This window comes from Wenzhouxiangella sp. XN24 (assembly GCF_011064545.1).
GTDB lineage: Bacteria > Pseudomonadota > Gammaproteobacteria > Steroidobacterales > XN24 > XN24.
Genome location: NZ_JAAMFG010000034.1, coordinates 207,656 through 225,524 on the forward strand (window position 1 = coordinate 207,656; position 17,869 = coordinate 225,524).

A 17,869-nucleotide genomic window follows, 5' to 3' on the forward strand; every position below is an offset into this window, starting at 1 on the left:
AAAATGCACGGCGATGCTATGGCCTTGGAAGCGACGAGGATGTTTTTTTGTCTGCTAGCTGCAAAAACTAAATCTCATCCGGCGGCTCTACAACTTCCGTATCCGTACCTGAACCATCGATACCGAACGTCTTCGCGCCCGAGCCGTCTATACCGAACGTCTTGGCGCCCGAACCATCGATACCGAACGTCTTCGCGCCCGAGCCGTCGATACCGAACGTCTTGGCGCCCGAACCATCGATACCGAACGTCTTCGCGCCCGAACCATCTATACCGAACGTCTTGGCGCCCGAACCATCGATACCGAACGTCTTCGCGCCCGAACCATCGATACCGAACGTCTTGGCGCCCGAGCCGTCGATACCGAACGTCTTGGCGCCCGAGCCGTCGATACCGAACGTCTTGGCGCCCGAACCATCGATACCGAACGTCTTCGCGCCCGAACCATCGATACCGAACGTCTTGGCGCCCGAACCATCGATACCGAACGTCTTGGCGCCCGAGCCGTCGATACCGAACGTCTTGGCGCCCGAACCATCGATACCGAACGTCTTCGCGCCCGAGCCGTCGATACCGAACGTCTTGGCGCCCGAACCATCGATACCGAACGTCTTCGCGCCGGAACCATCGATACCTTCGATCTTTGCTCCAGAACCATCGATACCTTCGATCTTTGCTCCAGAACCATCGATACCGAGTGTCTTGGCCCCGGAGCCATCGATGCCGAGCACCTCAGCCGGCCTGAGTCGAGTCGTGCCCGTTGTAATTCCCGGCGATGACGCAACGATCCTGGAGTCAACGATTCCGACTAGACCTTGATGATCGAGATTGAAGTAGCCGGCTTTAGAAAATGCTGCGATTTGATGAGGTTCGATCGGCGCGCCGTCAATGGCCTGCGTGCCAACTACAACGAACAACGAGGATTGGTTGGCAAGAATCCATGGGGAAATATCGAGAGCGCCATTATTAGTAACGGTCACATTGCCGATTTGGAGTGTGCCGTTTTTACCGACTGGGCCGGGCATCAATCCGGAATAAACAACGATTGAGCTTCCCGGTGAATAAACCTCATCAAGCACAACGAGTCTGTCGACCTCAATATCTCCTTTCGAGTTCATCGACCCGAATACTGCGACATACTGCGCCGGCAGTATTGGGCTTTCTAGGCTGTGAACATCGATTGAAGTGCCCAAAACAGTGATTGTGTTTTCATCTGATTGAACATTGTCGACACGGCCAATAATGATGGCCCCGCTTAATTCAACGTTATTCTGGGCCTTTGCCGCGGTAGGGCGCCCCTTGTTCAAATCGACGCTTGCGAATGTCGCTGGAGCAAGACCTGCAGTCGCGGTTATCGCTAACGCGATGACCGTTTTGAGTTGGTTTATGCCAATCTTTCGAGAGCTAGTCATCAGTCTCCACTCCTACGCATTCGGCGTATTTTTTTCGAACCAGTAGACCCCAACTCCAACGTGTTTGGCTTTAGGGTCTACAGGGATTCCATTAGGGTCTATGCCAGAGCGACGTCGGCGTTTACGAGCTTCCTTAAGTTGCTCGTCAAGCCAATTGTCGAGCTTTGCGAGAAAACTCTGTCCTTCTTCTTTTGCGAGATCTCGGAATGCCTCTAGAGATGCTCCTGACAGCGGCTCATGTGTATACATCCGGCGTTCGAATCGGGGCGGTCCTATACGGTCTGGGTTCAGATTGAAGTCAAGTGTTTCCGCAAGGTCATGAATGACCCAACTCATCCGCTCTACACTCTCCGGCCGGAGACGCCCCGTGATGAAGGGTCTGTTGGTGAGCCGTGCCTTCCCAGCTGAGGTCAACTCAGCCAAGCCGACGCGCTTTAGTTCTTCGAGAACCTCCAATGGCGGATTCCTGCCACCGAATCTCCTAACAAGATCTGGGAAAGAGTGTTCGCCGGGCTCCAAGGGAAGTTCCATGGGTATTCCATAAGGGCCGACGAAGTCGCGCTGCCACCCAACGATGAGACGACCAATTAGCGTTAAGTTGCTAAGTTCCTCTGCGGCACCAACTGCCAACGTTTCTTTAATTCGCTCGGCTTGACTCCGGGGAATTCCGGTCAGGATCGCCAATTGCGCTGTTGATCTTCCAGCGCCTGGGTGAAGGTCTTTGGCGCACTCCGCCATCGATCTTTGTAGAGCTTCATGCAAATCGTCGTGCGCTAAGCCGTGGCGCATAGCCATTCGGACCAACGGCAACATTAAGTTCCGAAATGCCGCCAAGTAGACCGCTCGGGTATGGGCTCCCACTGACTCCATGGTGGAATCGAATCTGCTGAATACTTCGTGCGTCTTCATACTGGCTATCTATCAGGGAGTGGAGCGCGAATGGGCTAACGTCTCGCGGCCGCGAATTTGACTATAACCAGCCCTAATTTCCGGTCAATTATTCAACATATTGTGGCTTCCCCAGCCGCGTGTTTCGTGATCACTGGGAGCAAATGGGCGGAGGCGAGGTGGCGAAAAAACGACCAAAGTCAGGATGTAACAACTGAAACCTCATTAGCCGCCGAGTTTGGGGTTCGGGCTAAGAGGAAACGCGTTATGTCAAACGCGCGGGGGAGTTCCCAGTTAAATGCGGACCTTCCGCTACGTTACCAATACCACCCTGAAGCACTGCCAACTTATTGGTCGCCAGTTTGAGCGTGATCGCGAAAATTAGGCGCTATTTGTCAGGAATTTGACAGAATCTGGAGCCGTTTCGAGAGTTCCGTTTTTAGGGCAATCGAACGCTCGGGTTATGTAAAATGTTTTCTTTGGCCCGGGTCCGCAAGCGATCCCGATCCCAGCGCGTGAGATGAGCACGCTATATTCGGCGTATCGAAAATCAAACTGTGAAGTGCGTCACAGTTCCAGGAGCCGAGAATCGAAGGACGGCGCCTTCCCTGGGCGAAAAGGCGATAGGACCTGGTTGGGGATTTCCGAGAGGTTGAAAAAATGTTGCGGCGCAGCGCAATTCTCTGCGCGAGCCGGTCAAAGCTCCCCTGAGGCGATCGCCTGGATGGTCAACGCATGGATGTCGGTCTTCATCAATGAACCGAGCGCGTCGTAAATCATCCGGTGGCGACGGATTTGTGAAACCCCTTTGAACGCTTCGGCAACGATGGTGACCCGGAAGTGCCCCCGACCGTCCCGTGCGCCGGCGTGGCCGGCGTGCAGGTGACTTTCATCTTCGATTTCGAGCATTTCCGGTTCGAGGGCATCCAGGAGGCAGGCCCGGATCATTTCGACACGCGTTTCTTGCATGCAATCAACCCCTTTTTCCCATGTGCTGTCGGCTAGAATGGCGCCCATGGCCGAAGTCTTCGAAATTCACCCGCAAAATCCCCAGCCGAGACTCGTTCGGGAGGTCGCAGACCTTATCGAGGGCGGGGGCATTGTGGCGTACCCGACGGATTCTTCATATGCCTTTGGCTGGGCGATGGGTAACAAGGCGGCCCAGGAGCGGATCCGGCGACTGAAACACCTCGACAAGCACCATCACTTCACCTTGTTATGTCAGGGCTTGTCCGAGCTGTCGACCTATGCGCGGGTCGATAACCAGGCCTACAGGCTGCTCAAGGCATTGACCCCCGGACCGTACACATTCATCCTGCCGGCCACGCGGTTGGTCCCGAATAGGCTCCAGCATGCGAAGCGCAAGAGTATCGGCATCCGCGTCCCGAATCATAAGATCGCCCTGGCGATCCTTACTGCGATGCCGGAACCGTTGATGAGTACGACCCTGCAGTTGCCGGGACAGGAACAACCCATGAATGACCCATGGGAAATCCAGGCGCAGCTCGACCACGAGCTCGTCGCAATCGTTGATGGTGGTTCATGTCCGCGGGCGGAAACATCAGTAATCGACTTGACCGGTTCCGTTCCCGTTGTGACGCGGGAAGGGCTCGGCGACACCAGTCACTTGCCGTCTGCCTGAGCCCGACGACCGCCGCAGCCATATAATGAAACAATGAATCAGCTTTCGTTGCTCCAGGTTCTCGCCGTCGCTGCGATCCCCGTCCTCTTCGCCATCACCCTCCATGAGGTCGCTCATGGCTGGGTTGCGCGCCGATTCGGCGATCGGACCGCGGAGATGCTGGGACGACTCACGGTCAATCCCCTCAAGCACATCGACCCGATCGGAACCGTCATCGTGCCTGCATTGGCGCTGATGACGACGGGTTTCCTGTTCGGGTGGGCGAAGCCGGTGCCCGTGTCGATCCGCAACCTGCGCAACCCACGGCAACACATGATGCTGGTTGCCGCCGCCGGGCCCGGGGCCAATATCCTGATGGCGATCTTCTGGGCGCTGTTTACGAAGCTCGTGTTCATGAGCGGCATGCAGGGGATGACGCTGCAGTTCTTTGTGACGATGGGGCAGATCGGTGTCCTTATCAACGTGATTCTTGCCGTGTTCAACATGCTGCCGATCCCGCCGCTGGATGGCGGGCGGGTTCTCAGCGGGCTGCTGCCGCCACGCGCTTCGACGCGGCTCGATGCGATCGAGCCTTACGGGATCATTATCGTCCTGGCATTCATATTCTTCGGCTGGCGCTACTTCCAGCCGATCATCTTCACGTTGAGAGATTTCTTTTTCGCGATGGTCGGCTTGTGACCACTGCAAATTCGCACGGAGCAGACATTGAGCAGCACTACCGGCCCTAATCGACGGGTCTTATCCGGCATGCGGCCCACCGGCGGGCTCCACCTCGGACATCTACATGGCGCGCTCAACAACTGGTTGCGCTTGCAGTACGAGTACGACTGCTTCTTTTTCGTGGCGGACTGGCACGCGCTCACGACGCACTACGAAGATACTTCGATCATCGCACCGAGCGTGCGCGAGATGCTGGTCGAGTGGCTTGCCGTCGGGATCAATCCGTCAGCCGCAACGATATTCGTGCAATCCGACGTGCCGGAGCATGCCGAGCTCCATCTGTTGCTCTCGATGATCACTCCGCTTGGCTGGCTGGAGCGCGTCCCGACGTACAAGGACCAGCAGGAGAAGCTCAAGGAACGAGACCTGGCCACGTATGGGTTCCTCGGCTACCCGCTGCTGCAGAGCGCAGATATCCTGATGTATCGGGCGGGGCACGTGCCGGTGGGCGAGGACCAGGTCGCGCATGTCGAGATCACGCGTGAAGTCGCGCGTCGCTTCAATCATCTTTATGGCCGCGAGGCGGATTTCGAGCAACGGGCGGAGCGCGCGATGCGACACCTCGGCGGCAAGCAGAGCCGTCTCTATGCGGATTTTCGCAAGAGCTACCAGGAGCGTGGTGACGAGGCGGCACTGGAATCGGGCAGGGCCCTGGTCGAGAATCACCCCCGGCTGACCATGGCGGATCGCGAGCGCCTGCTCGGGTACCTGGAGGGCGTCGGGCGCACGATCCTTGTCGAGCCGGAGGCGCTGCTGACGCACACGCCACGCGTGCCGGGCCTCGATGGGCAGAAAATGTCGAAATCCTATGGCAACACCATCGGCCTCGGGGAAGCGCCGGAGGCGGTCGAGAAGAAATTGCGCACCATGCAGACCGATCCGGCGCGGGTGCGGCGTACCGATCCCGGTGAGCCGGAGAAATGCCCCGTCTGGCAGTTTCACCAGATCTATTCAGGCGACGCCGTGCAGAGCTGGGTACAGGAGGGTTGCCGTAGCGCCGGAATCGGCTGCATCGAGTGCAAGCAGCCGGTGATCGATGCAGTACTCAAGGAATTGCAGCCGATCCGCGAGCGCATCATCGAATTCACGGCCAGTCCGGGAACGGTAGATATCATTCTTTCGGAAGGACGGGACCGGGCACGGGACGCCGCACGTGAAACCATGGATGACGTGCGGGATGCCATGGGGCTGGAGTATCGATGAGCGAAGGGTCGCCCATCGATACGCCGGACCAGGAAGCGCCCTTGACCGATGAGGCGGCCGGGAAACCGATGGGCGCCGGCCAGGCGGAAATGCCGTTTGCCGTCGTCGAAGGCGAGCCGCTGATCCAGTTGCCTGTCGACCTGTACATTCCGCCTCATGCGCTCGAGGTCATCCTGGATGCCTTCGAGGGGCCGCTCGACCTCCTGCTGTACCTGATCAAGCGGCAGAACATCGATATTCTCAACATTCCGATCGCCAGGATCACCCAGCAGTACATGCAGTACATCGAGGTCATGCAGGAGCTGCAGCTCGAGCTCGCTGCCGAGTACCTCGTGATGGCCGCCATGCTTGCCGAGATCAAGTCGCGCATGCTGCTGCCGCGCCCTGCGGCACAGGAGGAGGAGGGCGAGGACCCGCGCGCTGAACTGGTCCGCAGGCTCCAGGAATACGAGCGTTTCAAGCAGGCCGCGCAGGAGATTGACGGCCTTCCGCGCCTTGAACGCGATACGTTCCAGGCGAGCGCGGAGATGTGCGAGCGGAAGGTGGTCGAGATTCTTCCCGACGTCACGCTGCGCGAACTGTTGCTGAGCTTCCAGGAAGTCCTCGCACGTGCCGACATGTTCGCCCACCACCATGTGCAGCGCGAGACCCTGTCCGTACGCCAGCGCATGTCTGACGTGCTGTCCAGGATCCAGGGCGGGCAGTTCGTCGAGTTCACCTCGCTGTTCACGCCAAAGGAAGGCCGCATGGGTGTCGTCGTCACTTTTCTTGCGATCCTGGAACTGATTCGCGAAACCTTGCTGGACATCGTCCAGGCTGAGCCTTTTGCCCCTATACATGTCAAGGCGCGCAATGCCGAACGTCCAGCTCCGGCCGGGGACGCGCAGACGCACGCCGGCCACCAGAACTGAAGAACCCGCCATGGAAACCGAAAAACTTGCACAGATCGTAGAGGCGGCGCTGCTCGCAGCCGGAAGGCCGTTGAGCCTGGAACAGTTACAGGCGCTCTTCCCTGAACCGGATTGTCCCGAGCGCGCTGAGCTCAGGGCCGCGATCGAGGCCTTGGAGGCGGACTACGAGACACGCCCGCTGCGAATCGTCGAGGTAGCCAGTGGCTGGCGCATCCAGGTGCGCGAGGCGTTCTCGCCGTGGCTCTCGCGCCTGTGGCAGGACCGTCCGGCGCGCTATTCCCGGGCGTTGCTCGAGACCCTGGCCCTGGTCGCTTATCGTCAACCGATCACGCGTGGTGAAATCGAGGACATTCGCGGGGTCAGTGTCAGCTCGAATATCATGCGGACCCTGATGGAGCGCGGCTGGGTTCGCATCGTGGGGCATCGCGATGTGCCGGGGCGTCCGGGCATGTATGCCACGACCCGCCAGTTCCTGGATTACTTCGGCCTCAAGAAGCTCGAAGACCTGCCCCCGCTGGCCGCGATCAGGGACCTGGACAGCATCAGCGTAGAGTTGGATTTCGGGCTCCCGGAGATGTCATCCGTGTCCCCGGAAGAGGAGACCGGCGAGCATGAAGAAGAAACCGACGCTGACACGCGGCAAGACGCGACCGGCGCCTGACGCCGACCCCGTCCGCATCCACAAGTTGCTGGCGGATGCCGGTGTCGGGTCGCGACGGGAGATCGAACGCTGGATCGACGAAGGGCGCATCATGGTCAACGGGCGGCCTGCAGAGGTCGGTGAGCGTCTCTCGGGCGATGAGAAAATCATGGTGGACGGGCGCCCGGTCCGCCTCAACGAGACTTCGCGGCATCGCTATCTCGCTTACCACAAGCCGGCGGACGAGGTCTGCACGCGGCGGGACCCGGAGGGTCGCCGGACGGTTTTCGAATCCCTTCCACACCTGCGCGGCCAGCGCTGGATCGCGGTCGGACGCCTGGACGTCAGCACGACGGGACTGCTCCTGTTCACCACCGACGGCGGGCTGGCGAACGCCCTCATGCATCCGTCCGGAGAGGTGTTGCGTGAATATGCCGTGCGGGTGCTGGGCGAGCCTGACGAGGAGGCACTCGGCCGTCTCCTCACGGGGATCCAGCTCGACGACGGAATGGCGCGCTTCGACAAGATCGAGTTGCGCGGCGGCGAAGGGCGAAATCGCTGGTATCACGTCACCTTGCGCGAGGGTCGAAACCGGGAAGTCCGGCGCCTTTGGGAAGCCGTCGGACTCACCGTGAGCCGCCTGTCGCGCGTGGCCTATGGCCCTGTTTCATTGGATAGACAATTGAGTCGCGGCCGCTTCCGGGACCTCGATGCATCGGAGATCACGGCACTTTATGAATGTGTCGGGCTCCCCGCGCCGAAACTCGCGGTGGTGGATGCGCGTGCCTTGAAACCGCGCCGCAAGCGGACCTCGCGCTGAGGCCGGCGAGCGTCGACTACTGCGCGTCGATACTCTGCCCCGTCGTGCCGCGCCCGTCCGGGCCCAGCAGGTAGAGATAGGGCCCGAGGATCTCTTCAGGCGTCTTGAGGCGCGCCGGGTCCTCGGCCGGATAGGCCTCGGCGCGCATGGCCGTGCGAGTCGCGCCCGGATTGACGGCGTTGACGCGGATTCCGGCCTTGCCGGCCAACTCATCGGCCAGCACCTGGTTCAACCCTTCGACGCCGAACTTGGAGACGGCGTAAGCGCCCCAATAGGCCTTGCCACGCCGGCCCACACCGCTGGAAGTGAAGATCACCGAGGCATCCTTGGACTTGAGAAGCAACGGCAACAGGCAACGGCAAAGTATGAACGGCGCCGTGAGATTCACGTGCAAGACGCGTTGCCACTGGGCGACGTCGTGATGCTCGATCGGTGTGCGTGCCCCGAGGATGCCGGCGTTGTTCACCAGCCCGTCCAGTCGTCCCCACTGTTCCTCGATCGCCGCGCTGAGACGATCGTAATCGGCGCCCACGGCGCGTTCCAGGTCGAGCGGGAAGATGGCGGGCATGTGTCCGCCGGCGGCGCAGATCTCGTCATAAACCGACTCGAGATGACTGACCGTCCGCCCGAGCAGGATGACCGTTGCGCCGAGCCCGGCACTGGCTTTCGCAAGGGCACGGCCGATGCCCGCTCCGGCTCCCGTAATGAGTATGACCCGGTCCTGCAGGGAGCCGGGAGGCGGTTCGTAATGCGTGATCTGTTGGCTATCCATGTGTTGTGTCGCTCTCATTGGTGCGCGCGGCCAGCCTGCCGCGCTGCGCGCCACGCCGTCCAGAGGTTGTCCAGGTTGCCGGGCAGCGCCCGCGGGTTGAATGCTGCCTTGTGCAGCCTCGCCAGCTGGCGGCGATACAGGGCGGCCAGCACAAGGCCGGTGCGTTGCCTTGGGCGTTCCGCTGCGGGCAGGGTGCTGGAGGCTTCGTCCAGCGCGATACGAGCTTCACCGGCGAGTCGGTCGAGGCATGCCCGGGTCGCGGGATCGATGCGACCGTCTTCGCCCACCTGTTCCTCCGCGCCCGTCTCGACGATCCAGTCTCTCGGCAGCAGGCGGCGCCCTGCGGCGAGATCGCCGCGCAGTCCGGAGATGATCTCCACCAGCCGGATGCCGCTGCCGAGACGCTGTGCGAAACGCCTTGCTGCACGCTCGTTCTCCGGTTCCGAGACGCCGAGCGTGCCGACGATCATTTCTTGCAACACGCCGCTGGCCCGGTAGCAATACAGCGCGAGCTCTGCGTAATTCCTGCACGGCACCTCCTGCAGCTCGCTTTCCGCAGCATCGACGATTTCAAGCAGGTATTCGGGCTGGATCACGCCCTTCGGCGCAGCGTCCGCCAGCAGTCGGGTGGCCGGGTGCTGTTCCCGACCCGCACCGAAACCGCGGGCTTCGGCCCGCCACCATTCCAGCCGCGCCCGTGCGACCGCCGGCTCCGACGGGCGGCGGACCGACGCCATGATCGCCGCGCGCAAGCTCCATAGTGCGGCGACCGTCTCGCGATGCTCGGCCGGAGTGAACAGCAGGCCGTACCACACGGGCGAACCCGGCGGCGCGTCCTCGGGGGCATCGAAACCGGTGTCGCTCACGATGCCTCCGGATCCCCGGGCTGATCGACCTTGCGCGGCACGACGTCGAGTTCCGGCAGAGACTCCATTTCCTTGCGCGCCTGGACGCCGAGTTCGGTGAAGCGGCGCGCGCCCGGCAGGACCTGCCGTTCCATGGAGCCCACGGCGCTGTTGTAGGCCTCGACGCTGCTGGACAGCGTGCGGCCCACGCGCGACAAGTGGCCGGTGAACGTGGCGAGGCGCTTGTAGAGATCGCTGGCGAGATCACGGATCTGCTTGGCGTTCTCGGCCAGCGCGACCTGCCGCCAGCCGTAGGCCACGGCTTTCAGCAGGGCGACGAAACTGGTGGGGGTCGCGAGAATCACGTGCTGGTTCAGGGCTTCATCCAGCAACCCCGGGTCGCGGGCGAGGGCGGCGCTGAGAAACTGGTCCCCCGGGATGAACAGGATCACGAATTCCGGACTGCGTTCGAACTGCGACCAGTAGGCTTTCGCGGCCAGTTCGCGGACCCGCTCGCGGACCTTGCGCGTGTGTCGCTGCAAGGCGGCTTCACGTGTCGCGTCGTCGGGAGCCTCAACCGCGGCGAGATAGGCGTCCAGCGGTGTCTTGACGTCGACCACCAGTTGGCGGCCCTCGGCAAGGTGAACGATCATGTCGGGACGCAGGTTACCGTCTTCCGAAGGGGTGTGTTCCTGCTCGGTGAAATCGCAGTGTTCCACCATGCCCGCGAGCTCGACGAGGCGACGCAGGGTCATTTCCCCCCACTGGCCACGCACCTCGGGGCGGCGCAGGGCGGTGACGAGATTGCGGGTCTCGGCATTCAACGTCTGCTGGCTCAGGCTGATCGATTCGAGCAGGCCGCGGATATTGCCGAAGGCCTCATGGCGCTCCTTCTCGATCTCAGCGATCTGGCGTTCCGTTTTTTGCAGTGCCTCGCGGATCGGGGATACCAGCGCTTCGACCGCCGTTTCCCGCGCCTTGAGGTCGCTCTGGGCGTGGGAGCGATGCACGTCGAGGTTCTGTTTCGCCAGGTCGAGAAAGCTGCGGCTGTTGTCCTGCAAGGAGCGCCGGGCGAGCGTGTCGAACACATGGGCCAGGCGCTGCTCGGCCTGGGCGAGCGTGGCGTCGCGCTCCTCGTCAGCCAGTGCCCGGGCCTCGAGCCGGCTTTCCGCCACGGCGAGCTTTTCCCGCGCCCGGGCGATCCGGGGTTGCAGGACCAGGAGCGTGAAGACGATGCCGAGTGCGAGACCGCCCAGCCCGATGGCGGCAGGTATCCAGATCGCGGCATCGATGGGCGTCATGCAACCCCCAGCAGTGCGCCGAGTTCACCCGCCAGCGGCGTGAGACCGTCCGGCGCATGCATCAGCCGATCGGCCTGCCAGGCCGCGGGATCGTCGTCCGCAGGGATATATCCCCAGGTCGCCGCGATGGTGTACATGCCGGCGGCGCGACCCGCCTGGATATCGCGGATATTGTCGCCGACATAAACGCAGCGCTTTGCGGCCAGGCCGAGCTCCCGCGCGGCATGCAGCAGCGGCATCGGGTGAGGCTTGGCGAAGGGCAGGGTATCGCCGCTGATGACGGTACCGGCCCGTTCGCTGAGCCCGAGCGCCGCCAGCAGCGGCTCGGTGAGCCAGCCCGGCTTGTTGGTGACGATGCCCCAGGCGACGTCGGCGGCGTCGAACGCGTCGAGCGCTTCCGCGACGCCGGGGAACAGCCGCGACTCGCGACACAGCCCCGCCTCGTAACATGCGAGGAAACGATTGCGCAGCTGGGCCATGCGGGCCGTGTCGAGTGTTTCGCCGTAGCCCAGCTGGATCATCCTCATGGCGCCCCATGAGACCCACGGGCGAACGCGTTCGAAGGGCAGGGCCGCGCGACCGTCGGCGGCCAGCAGGCTGTTGAGCGCCGCCGCAAGATCCGGCGCCGTGTCCGCGAGTGTCCCGTCGAGATCGAACAGGACGGCCGCCCGGTGAGTCATTGAGCCTCCGGCTTGCTGCTGTGCGCGAGATAGTTGACGTGGACGTTGCCGCCCAGGCGGCATTCGCGGGTGAAAGGGTTGTAATGCATGCCGGTGAAACCATGCAACTCCAGTTCCGCGGCGCGAATCCACTCGGCCATCTCGGAGGGCCGGATCAGCTTCCCGTATTCGTGTGTGCCCCGCGGGAGCAGGCGCAACACGTATTCCGCGCCGAAAATCGCCATCACCCAGGCTTTCGGGTTGCGATTGATGGTCGAGAAGAACACCTGGCCGCCGGGGCGCACCAGCCGGCTGCACGCGGTCACGACGAGCGACGGGTCGGGCACGTGTTCGAGCATTTCGAGACACGTGACGACATCGTAGCGCTCGGGGTGCTCGCGGGCATGCTCCTCCGCCGTGGATTTCAGGTACTCGATGTCGAAGCCGGAGTCACGCTGGTGGATCCGGGCGACCGCCAGGGGGGCCGCGGCCATGTCGATGGCCGTGACCTTCGCGCCGCGCGCCGCCATCGCCTCGGCGAGGATGCCTCCGCCGCAGCCGATGTCGAGCACGCGCTTGCCGTCCAGCCCGACGCGCTCGTCGATGAAAGTGAGCCGCGCGGGGTTGATGTCGTGCAGCGGCTTGAAATCGCCGTCTGTGTCCCACCAGCGGTCCGCCAGGGCCTCGAAGCGGGCGATCTCGGCTGCATCGACGTTGGCGTTGCTCGTTTCGTTCATTGTCTGTCTGCTCCTGCGATTCTGTCGCCCCATGTTGCCGCGCGTTCCATGATGGCGGTTTCGTCCAGGCGTGTGAGCCGGCCCTCCGCGACCATTCTGCGCCCGGCGACCCAGGTGTCGCTCACCTGGTCTCGCGTGGCGGTGTAGACCAGTTGCGCCACCGGGTCGTAGACCGGCCAGCTTCCCGGCCGTGCCAGGTCGATGCAGCACAGGTCGGCCCACTTCCCCGGCTCGATGGAGCCCGTCTCGTCGCCCAGGCCGAGCGCGCGGGCGCCATGGAGGGTCGCCATCGCCAGGGCCTGTTCTGCCGAGACGGCGTCGGCGCGCCCGGCCAGCCCCTTGGCCAGCAGTGCCGCACTGCGCATCTCCCCGATCATGTCCAGGTCGTTATTGCTCGCCGCACCATCGGTGCCGAGGCACACGTTCACGCCGGCGCCCAGCAGCTTCGCCACGGGACAGAATCCGCTGGCGAGCTTCAGATTGGATTCAGGGCAATGGACGACACTGGAACCGGCCGCCGCCAGCATGTCGATTTCGCTGTCCTGCAGCTGGGTAGCGTGCACGGCCATCAGCAGCGGGGAGACGAGCCCGAGTTTATCCAGCCGCGCCAGGGGACGCATGCCATAGTCCTTCACGCTGCCGGCCACTTCGTCGGCTGTTTCGTGGACATGAGTATGGACGGGCACTTCGAACTCGTCCGCGAGGCTGCGGACCTTGAGCAGCTGGTCGTCGTCCACTGTGTAGGGCGCGTGGGGTGCGAAGGCCGTGGTGACGAGCGGGTGGCTCTTGTATTCGTCCCGCAACTCCAGGCCCTTGCGCAGGTACTCCGCAGGATCCCCCGCCCAGACGGTCGGAAACTTGATCAGGATCATGCCGACGCAGGCGCGCATCCCCACCCGTGCGGCGACGCGTGCCACGACATCGGGAAAGAAATACATGTCATTGAACGTGGTGGTGCCGCCCAGCAGCATCTCCGCCATCGCGAGCTCGGTGCCGTGTTCCACGAATTCCGCGCTCATCCAGCGCTGCTCCGCCGGCCAGATGTGTTGCTGCAGCCAGGTCATGAGCGGCAGGTCGTCGGCGAGACCCCTGAGCAAGGCCATCGCCGCATGCGTGTGGGCATTGACGAGCCCCGGGATCAGCAGGTGACCCGGCCGCTCGAGCACCTCGGCCGCATCGTATTTCTCGTGCGCTTCCGCAACGGGCAGCACGCCGACGAAGCGTCCCTGGCGGACAGCGACGGCGTGATGCTCCAGCACGCCGCCCCCCGCCGTGACCGGCGCGACCCAGCGGGCCTTGATCAGCGTGTCAATTTTCTCCATGCTCGATCACTCTAGAGAGCGGCGGCCCGCATGCCGGCGGCTTGCCGAAGCCAGTCATTCTACCGCCCCGCGCCCGGGCGAACGAGTTTGTCAGCGTCATGAAAGGTCAGCCCAGCCCTGTCGAACCCGACGATCCGACCGGAATCCGTGCCGTCACCTGGCGCGACGGCCGCCTCGACCTGCTCGACCAGCGTCGCCTGCCGGCCGATGTGCGTCGTGTCGTCTGCGAGGATGTCGACGCCGTCATCCATTGCATCCGGGACATGGTGGTTCGCGGCGCGCCGGCCATCGGCGTGACGGCGGCGTACGGGGCCGTGCTCGCGGCGCGTGCCCGACTCGAAGCCGACGGCGCAGGGTGGCTGGCCGGGTTCCGCACCGATGTCGCGCGCCTGGCTCGCGCCCGGCCCACCGCAGTGAACCTGGCGTGGGCCGTGGCACGCATGCTCCGCGCGGCGGAAGCGGCGGCCGACGGCGCGGACCCGGTGAACGCCCTGCTCGACGAAGCGCGTCGCCTCCATGCGGAGGATATTGCGATGAACGTCGCGATGGCGAAGCACGGGGCGAACCTGCTCGAAACGCCCGGCAGCGTGATCACGCATTGCAACGCGGGCGCGCTCGCGACCGGGGGACTGGGCACGGCCCTGGGCGTGATTCGCGAGGCCTGGCGCCGCGGCCTCGTCACCCGCGTGTGGGTGGACGAAACGCGTCCCTGGCTGCAGGGCGCACGCCTCACGGCGTGGGAACTGGGGCGCGAAGGCATTCCAGCGACCATCATCGCCGATTCCGCAGCGGCCCAGGTGATGCGAAAGGATCCCCCCACGTGGGCCATCGTCGGCGCCGATCGCGTGGCGGCGAACGGCGACGTGGTGAACAAGATCGGCACCTATTCGCTGGCCGTCAACGCGCGTCACCACGGGGTGCGTTTCATGGTCGTGGCGCCGACGTCCACGCTGGACGGAGCGACGCCCACGGGTGACGACGTGCCCATCGAGCAGCGCGACCCGGAGGAGCTCTGGGAGGCGGCGGGCGGCCTGCCCGCAGGCGCGGAGGCCACGAACCCGGCGTTCGACGTCACCCCGGCCGGCCTGGTGGACGCCCTCGTGACGGAGCGTGGCGTCGCGATGCCGCCGGACGAAGACTCGGTGGCGGAACTGTTACGCGCCTGAATCGCGGCTTACGCAATCCCGGGCCGCCAGGCGCGATAAATACCCGGACCCTGTAGCCACCCTGCCTGTCGGGCCGAAAACACCTGAGACGGCGCCTCGGGCCGCTTTCAGACGCTCGGCGCCGCCCCCCTGTGTTAACATTACGCGCTTGTATCCGGCGCCGCTTCCGCACTGCAGCAAGCAGCGCTTCGGGCTTCTCAACTCTCTGAAAACAAACGGCCGACCACCTCATGTCAGAAGTCGCAAAAGAGATTCTCCAGGTCAACCTGGAAGATGAAATGAGGCAGTCCTACCTGGATTACGCGATGAGCGTAATCGTCGGACGCGCCCTGCCCGATGTACGTGATGGCCTGAAGCCGGTTCACCGGCGTGTCCTGTTCGCCATGCGCGAGCTCGGCAACGACTGGAACAAGGCCTACAAGAAGTCCGCGCGCGTGGTCGGCGACGTCATCGGTAAGTACCACCCGCACGGTGATTCCGCCGTCTACGACACGATCGTCCGGATGGCGCAGCCGTTTTCGATGCGCTACGTGCTGGTCGACGGGCAGGGCAACTTCGGCTCGGTCGATGGCGATTCGCCTGCGGCCATGCGCTACACCGAAGTTCGCATGGCCAAGCTGGCCCACGAGCTGCTGGCGGACATCGACAAGGAAACCGTGGACCTGGTCGCCAACTACGACGAGTCGGAGCACGAGCCCTCGGTGCTGCCGACCCGGTTGCCGAACCTGCTGATCAACGGTTCCGCCGGCATCGCCGTGGGCATGGCGACGAATATCCCCCCGCACAACCTGCAGGAAATCATCAACGCCTGCGTGGCGCTGATCGACGCTCCCGAACTGGGGATCGACGGGTTGATGGAGCACGTCCCGGGACCGGATTTCCCGACCGCCGCGCTGATCAACGGCGCCACCGGGATCCGGGAGGCCTATGAGACCGGCCGCGGCCGCGTGCACATCCGGGCCCGGGCGCATTTCGAGCCGTTCCGCGACGGCAGCCGGGAGGCGATCGTCGTCACGGAACTGCCCTACCAGGTGAACAAGGCGCGCCTGGTCGAAAAGATCGCCGAACTGGTGAGAGAAAAGAAGCTGGAGGGCATCAGCGAACTGCGCGACGAGTCCGACAAGGACGGCCTGCGGGTCGTGATCGAGCTCAAGCGGGGCGAGAACGGGGAGGTGGTGCTGAACAACCTGTTCAAGCACACGCCGCTGCAGACCGTCTTCGGCATCAACATGGTCGCCCTGGTGGACGGGCAGCCCCGCCTGCTCAACCTGAAAGAGATTCTCGAAGCGTTCCTGCGCCACCGCCGCGAGGTCGTGACCCGGCGCACCATCTACGAACTGCGCAAGGCGCGCGATCGCGCCCATGTCCTCGAGGGCCTCGCGGTTGCGTTGACGAACATCGACGAGGTCATCGCCCTCATCAAGGCTTCGCCGACGTCGGCCGAGGCGCGCGCCGCCCTCACGGGACGCACCTGGGCGCCCGGCGTGGTCACCGGCCTGCTGGAGCGTGCCGGCGCGGAGGCGACCCGCCCCGCGGGACTGGCGGCGGACCTGGGCCTGGTCGAGGAGGGCTATCGTCTCTCGGAAGCCCAGGCGCAGGCGATCCTCGATCTCCGTCTCCATCGCCTCACCGGCCTCGAGCAGGAGAAAATAATTAATGAATACCAAGAGATAATAGAGAAAATTAAAGAGCTTTCTGAGATCCTGGAAAGCCCGGGCCGGTTGTCGGAAGTGATCCGCGCGGAGTTACTCGCCGTACGCGACGAATACGGTGACGCGCGGCGCACCGAAATTCTGCCGGACCACCTCGACCTGTCGCTCGAAGACCTGATCAGCGAGGAAGACGTCATCGTGACGCTGTCTCATGGCGGGTACGCGAAGGCCCAGCCGGTCACGGATTACCAGGCGCAACGGCGCGGCGGCCGCGGACGCGCCGCGACGCGCGTCAAGGAAGAGGATTTCGTCGACAAGCTGTTCATCGCCAATACGCATGACTGGCTGTTGTGTTTCTCGAGCCGCGGCAAGGTCTACTGGCTCAAGGTCTACGAGTTGCCGATCGCCGGGCGGGGCTCGCGCGGCAAGCCGATCGTCAACCTGCTGCCGCTCGAAGCGGAAGAGCGCATCAACGCGGTGCTGCCGGTCCGTGAATTCATCGAGGGACCTTACGTATTCATGGCGACCAGCCGCGGCACGGTCAAGAAGACGCCGCTGGTCGCGTTCTCCAGGCCGCGCCGCGACGGCATCATCGCGATCGACCTGCGGGACGACGATTTCCTCATCGATGTCGGCATCACCGACGGCCGCCAGCAGATCATGCTGTGTGCCTCGAACGGCAAGGCGGTCCGTTTCCGCGAGGCGGACGTGCGCCCGATGGGGCGCACGGCAGGCGGGGTGCGCGGGCTTCGGCTCGCCGACGAACACCACGTGATCGCACTCATCATCGCGGACGAGGGCCACCTGCTGCTCGCCACCGAGCACGGCTACGGCAAGCTCACCCACGTGTCGGATTTCCCCGTGCATGGCCGTGGCGGACAGGGGGTCATCGGCATCCAGACGAACGAGCGCAACGGCCTGATGGTCGGGGCCTTGCTGGTGCAACCGGATGACCAGGTGATGATGATCTCCAGCACCGGGGTGCTGGTGCGTACGGCCATCGAAGGCATTCCCGTCCTGTCGCGCAACACCCAGGGTGTGCGCCTGATCCGGCTGGACGAGGGAGGCCGCCTCGTCGGCATGGGACGTGTCGCCGCGGAACAGGCGGGCGACCTGGACGAGGACACGACGGAAGAACCGGATCCCGGCGCCGACGGCGCCCCCGGCTAAAACGCTTTAA

17 protein-coding genes are annotated in these 17,869 nt (G+C 63.6%); 8 read left to right on the forward strand and 9 right to left on the reverse strand.

Annotated features, from left to right (window positions below; all coding sequences use genetic code 11):
* Positions 1-67: 67 nt before the first annotated feature.
* The 3 genes from G6032_RS08670 to G6032_RS08680 form a co-directional block, all read right to left on the reverse strand.
* Positions 68-1,411, reverse strand: a complete 1,344-nt coding sequence (locus G6032_RS08670) for a pentapeptide repeat-containing protein (RefSeq protein ID WP_165281744.1) — start codon at positions 1,409-1,411, stop codon at positions 68-70.
* Positions 1,412-1,423: 12 nt separating this feature from the next.
* Entirely contained in the window at positions 1,424-2,320 is an 897-nt protein-coding gene (locus G6032_RS08675) for a DUF6502 family protein (protein WP_346763782.1), read from the reverse strand.
* A gap of 675 nt (positions 2,321-2,995) precedes the next feature.
* Positions 2,996-3,316 carry a BolA family protein gene (locus G6032_RS08680; RefSeq protein ID WP_240902097.1) on the reverse strand — a complete coding sequence of 107 codons (321 nt, stop codon included), beginning with the start codon at positions 3,314-3,316 and terminating at the stop codon, positions 2,996-2,998.
* Here G6032_RS08680 and G6032_RS08685 point away from each other — a divergent pair.
* The 6 genes from G6032_RS08685 (at position 3,315) to rluB (ending at position 8,235) form a co-directional block, all read left to right on the forward strand.
* Positions 3,315-3,941 carry an L-threonylcarbamoyladenylate synthase gene (locus tag G6032_RS08685; RefSeq protein WP_165281746.1) on the forward strand — a complete coding sequence of 209 codons (627 nt, stop codon included), beginning with the start codon at positions 3,315-3,317 and terminating at the stop codon, positions 3,939-3,941. The two genes, G6032_RS08680 and G6032_RS08685, sit on opposite strands and share 2 nt — an antisense overlap.
* Before the next feature lie 33 nt (positions 3,942-3,974).
* Entirely contained in the window at positions 3,975-4,619 is a 645-nt protein-coding gene (locus G6032_RS08690; protein WP_165281747.1) for a site-2 protease family protein, read from the forward strand.
* A gap of 27 nt (positions 4,620-4,646) precedes the next feature.
* Entirely contained in the window at positions 4,647-5,864 is a 1,218-nt protein-coding gene (locus G6032_RS08695; protein WP_165281748.1) for a tryptophan--tRNA ligase, read from the forward strand.
* A 68-nt stretch (positions 5,865-5,932) separates the two neighbouring features.
* On the forward strand, positions 5,933-6,775 hold the full coding sequence (locus G6032_RS08700) for a ScpA family protein (RefSeq protein ID WP_206211925.1): 843 nt from the start codon (positions 5,933-5,935) through the stop codon (positions 6,773-6,775).
* Between the two features lie 10 nt (positions 6,776-6,785).
* On the forward strand, positions 6,786-7,436 hold the full coding sequence (gene scpB, locus G6032_RS08705; protein ID WP_165281750.1) for an SMC-Scp complex subunit ScpB: 651 nt from the start codon (positions 6,786-6,788) through the stop codon (positions 7,434-7,436).
* Complete coding sequence (gene rluB, locus G6032_RS08710; protein ID WP_165281751.1) at positions 7,387-8,235, forward strand: 23S rRNA pseudouridine(2605) synthase RluB; 849 nt, start codon at positions 7,387-7,389, stop codon at positions 8,233-8,235. The genes scpB and rluB overlap by 50 nt, the downstream gene beginning before the upstream one ends.
* 16 nt (positions 8,236-8,251) lie before the next feature.
* Here rluB and G6032_RS08715 read toward each other — a convergent pair whose 3' ends face one another.
* The 6 genes from G6032_RS08715 to G6032_RS08740 are packed head-to-tail and all read right to left on the reverse strand — an operon-like array spanning position 8,252 to position 13,871.
* On the reverse strand, positions 8,252-9,007 hold the full coding sequence (locus tag G6032_RS08715; protein WP_165281752.1) for a YciK family oxidoreductase: 756 nt from the start codon (positions 9,005-9,007) through the stop codon (positions 8,252-8,254).
* A 14-nt stretch (positions 9,008-9,021) separates the two neighbouring features.
* Positions 9,022-9,873, reverse strand: coding sequence for a squalene/phytoene synthase family protein (locus tag G6032_RS08720; RefSeq protein WP_165281753.1), 852 nt, complete (start codon positions 9,871-9,873; stop codon positions 9,022-9,024).
* Complete coding sequence (gene rmuC / locus G6032_RS08725; RefSeq protein WP_165281754.1) at positions 9,870-11,153, reverse strand: DNA recombination protein RmuC; 1,284 nt, start codon at positions 11,151-11,153, stop codon at positions 9,870-9,872. The genes G6032_RS08720 and rmuC overlap by 4 nt, the downstream gene beginning before the upstream one ends.
* Complete coding sequence (gene gph, locus G6032_RS08730; protein WP_165281755.1) at positions 11,150-11,833, reverse strand: phosphoglycolate phosphatase; 684 nt, start codon at positions 11,831-11,833, stop codon at positions 11,150-11,152. Before gph ends, rmuC begins: the two co-directional genes overlap by 4 nt.
* Positions 11,830-12,549, reverse strand: a complete 720-nt coding sequence (gene ubiG, locus G6032_RS08735; protein ID WP_165281756.1) for a bifunctional 2-polyprenyl-6-hydroxyphenol methylase/3-demethylubiquinol 3-O-methyltransferase UbiG — start codon at positions 12,547-12,549, stop codon at positions 11,830-11,832. Before ubiG ends, gph begins: the two co-directional genes overlap by 4 nt.
* Positions 12,546-13,871 (reverse strand): TRZ/ATZ family hydrolase, encoded by a 1,326-nt coding sequence (locus G6032_RS08740; protein ID WP_165281757.1) that lies wholly within the window; start codon positions 13,869-13,871, stop codon positions 12,546-12,548. The genes ubiG and G6032_RS08740 overlap by 4 nt, the downstream gene beginning before the upstream one ends.
* A gap of 98 nt (positions 13,872-13,969) precedes the next feature.
* Here G6032_RS08740 and mtnA point away from each other — a divergent pair, with 98 nt between their 5' ends.
* The gene (mtnA, locus tag G6032_RS08745; RefSeq protein WP_165281758.1) at positions 13,970-15,037 is read left to right on the forward strand and encodes an S-methyl-5-thioribose-1-phosphate isomerase; all 1,068 of its coding nucleotides are present in this window, start codon (positions 13,970-13,972) and stop codon (positions 15,035-15,037) included.
* A gap of 230 nt (positions 15,038-15,267) precedes the next feature.
* A complete protein-coding gene (gyrA, locus tag G6032_RS08750) occupies positions 15,268-17,859 on the forward strand; it encodes a DNA gyrase subunit A (protein WP_165281759.1) in 2,592 nt (863 codons plus the stop codon).
* Positions 17,860-17,869 lie beyond the last annotated feature (10 nt).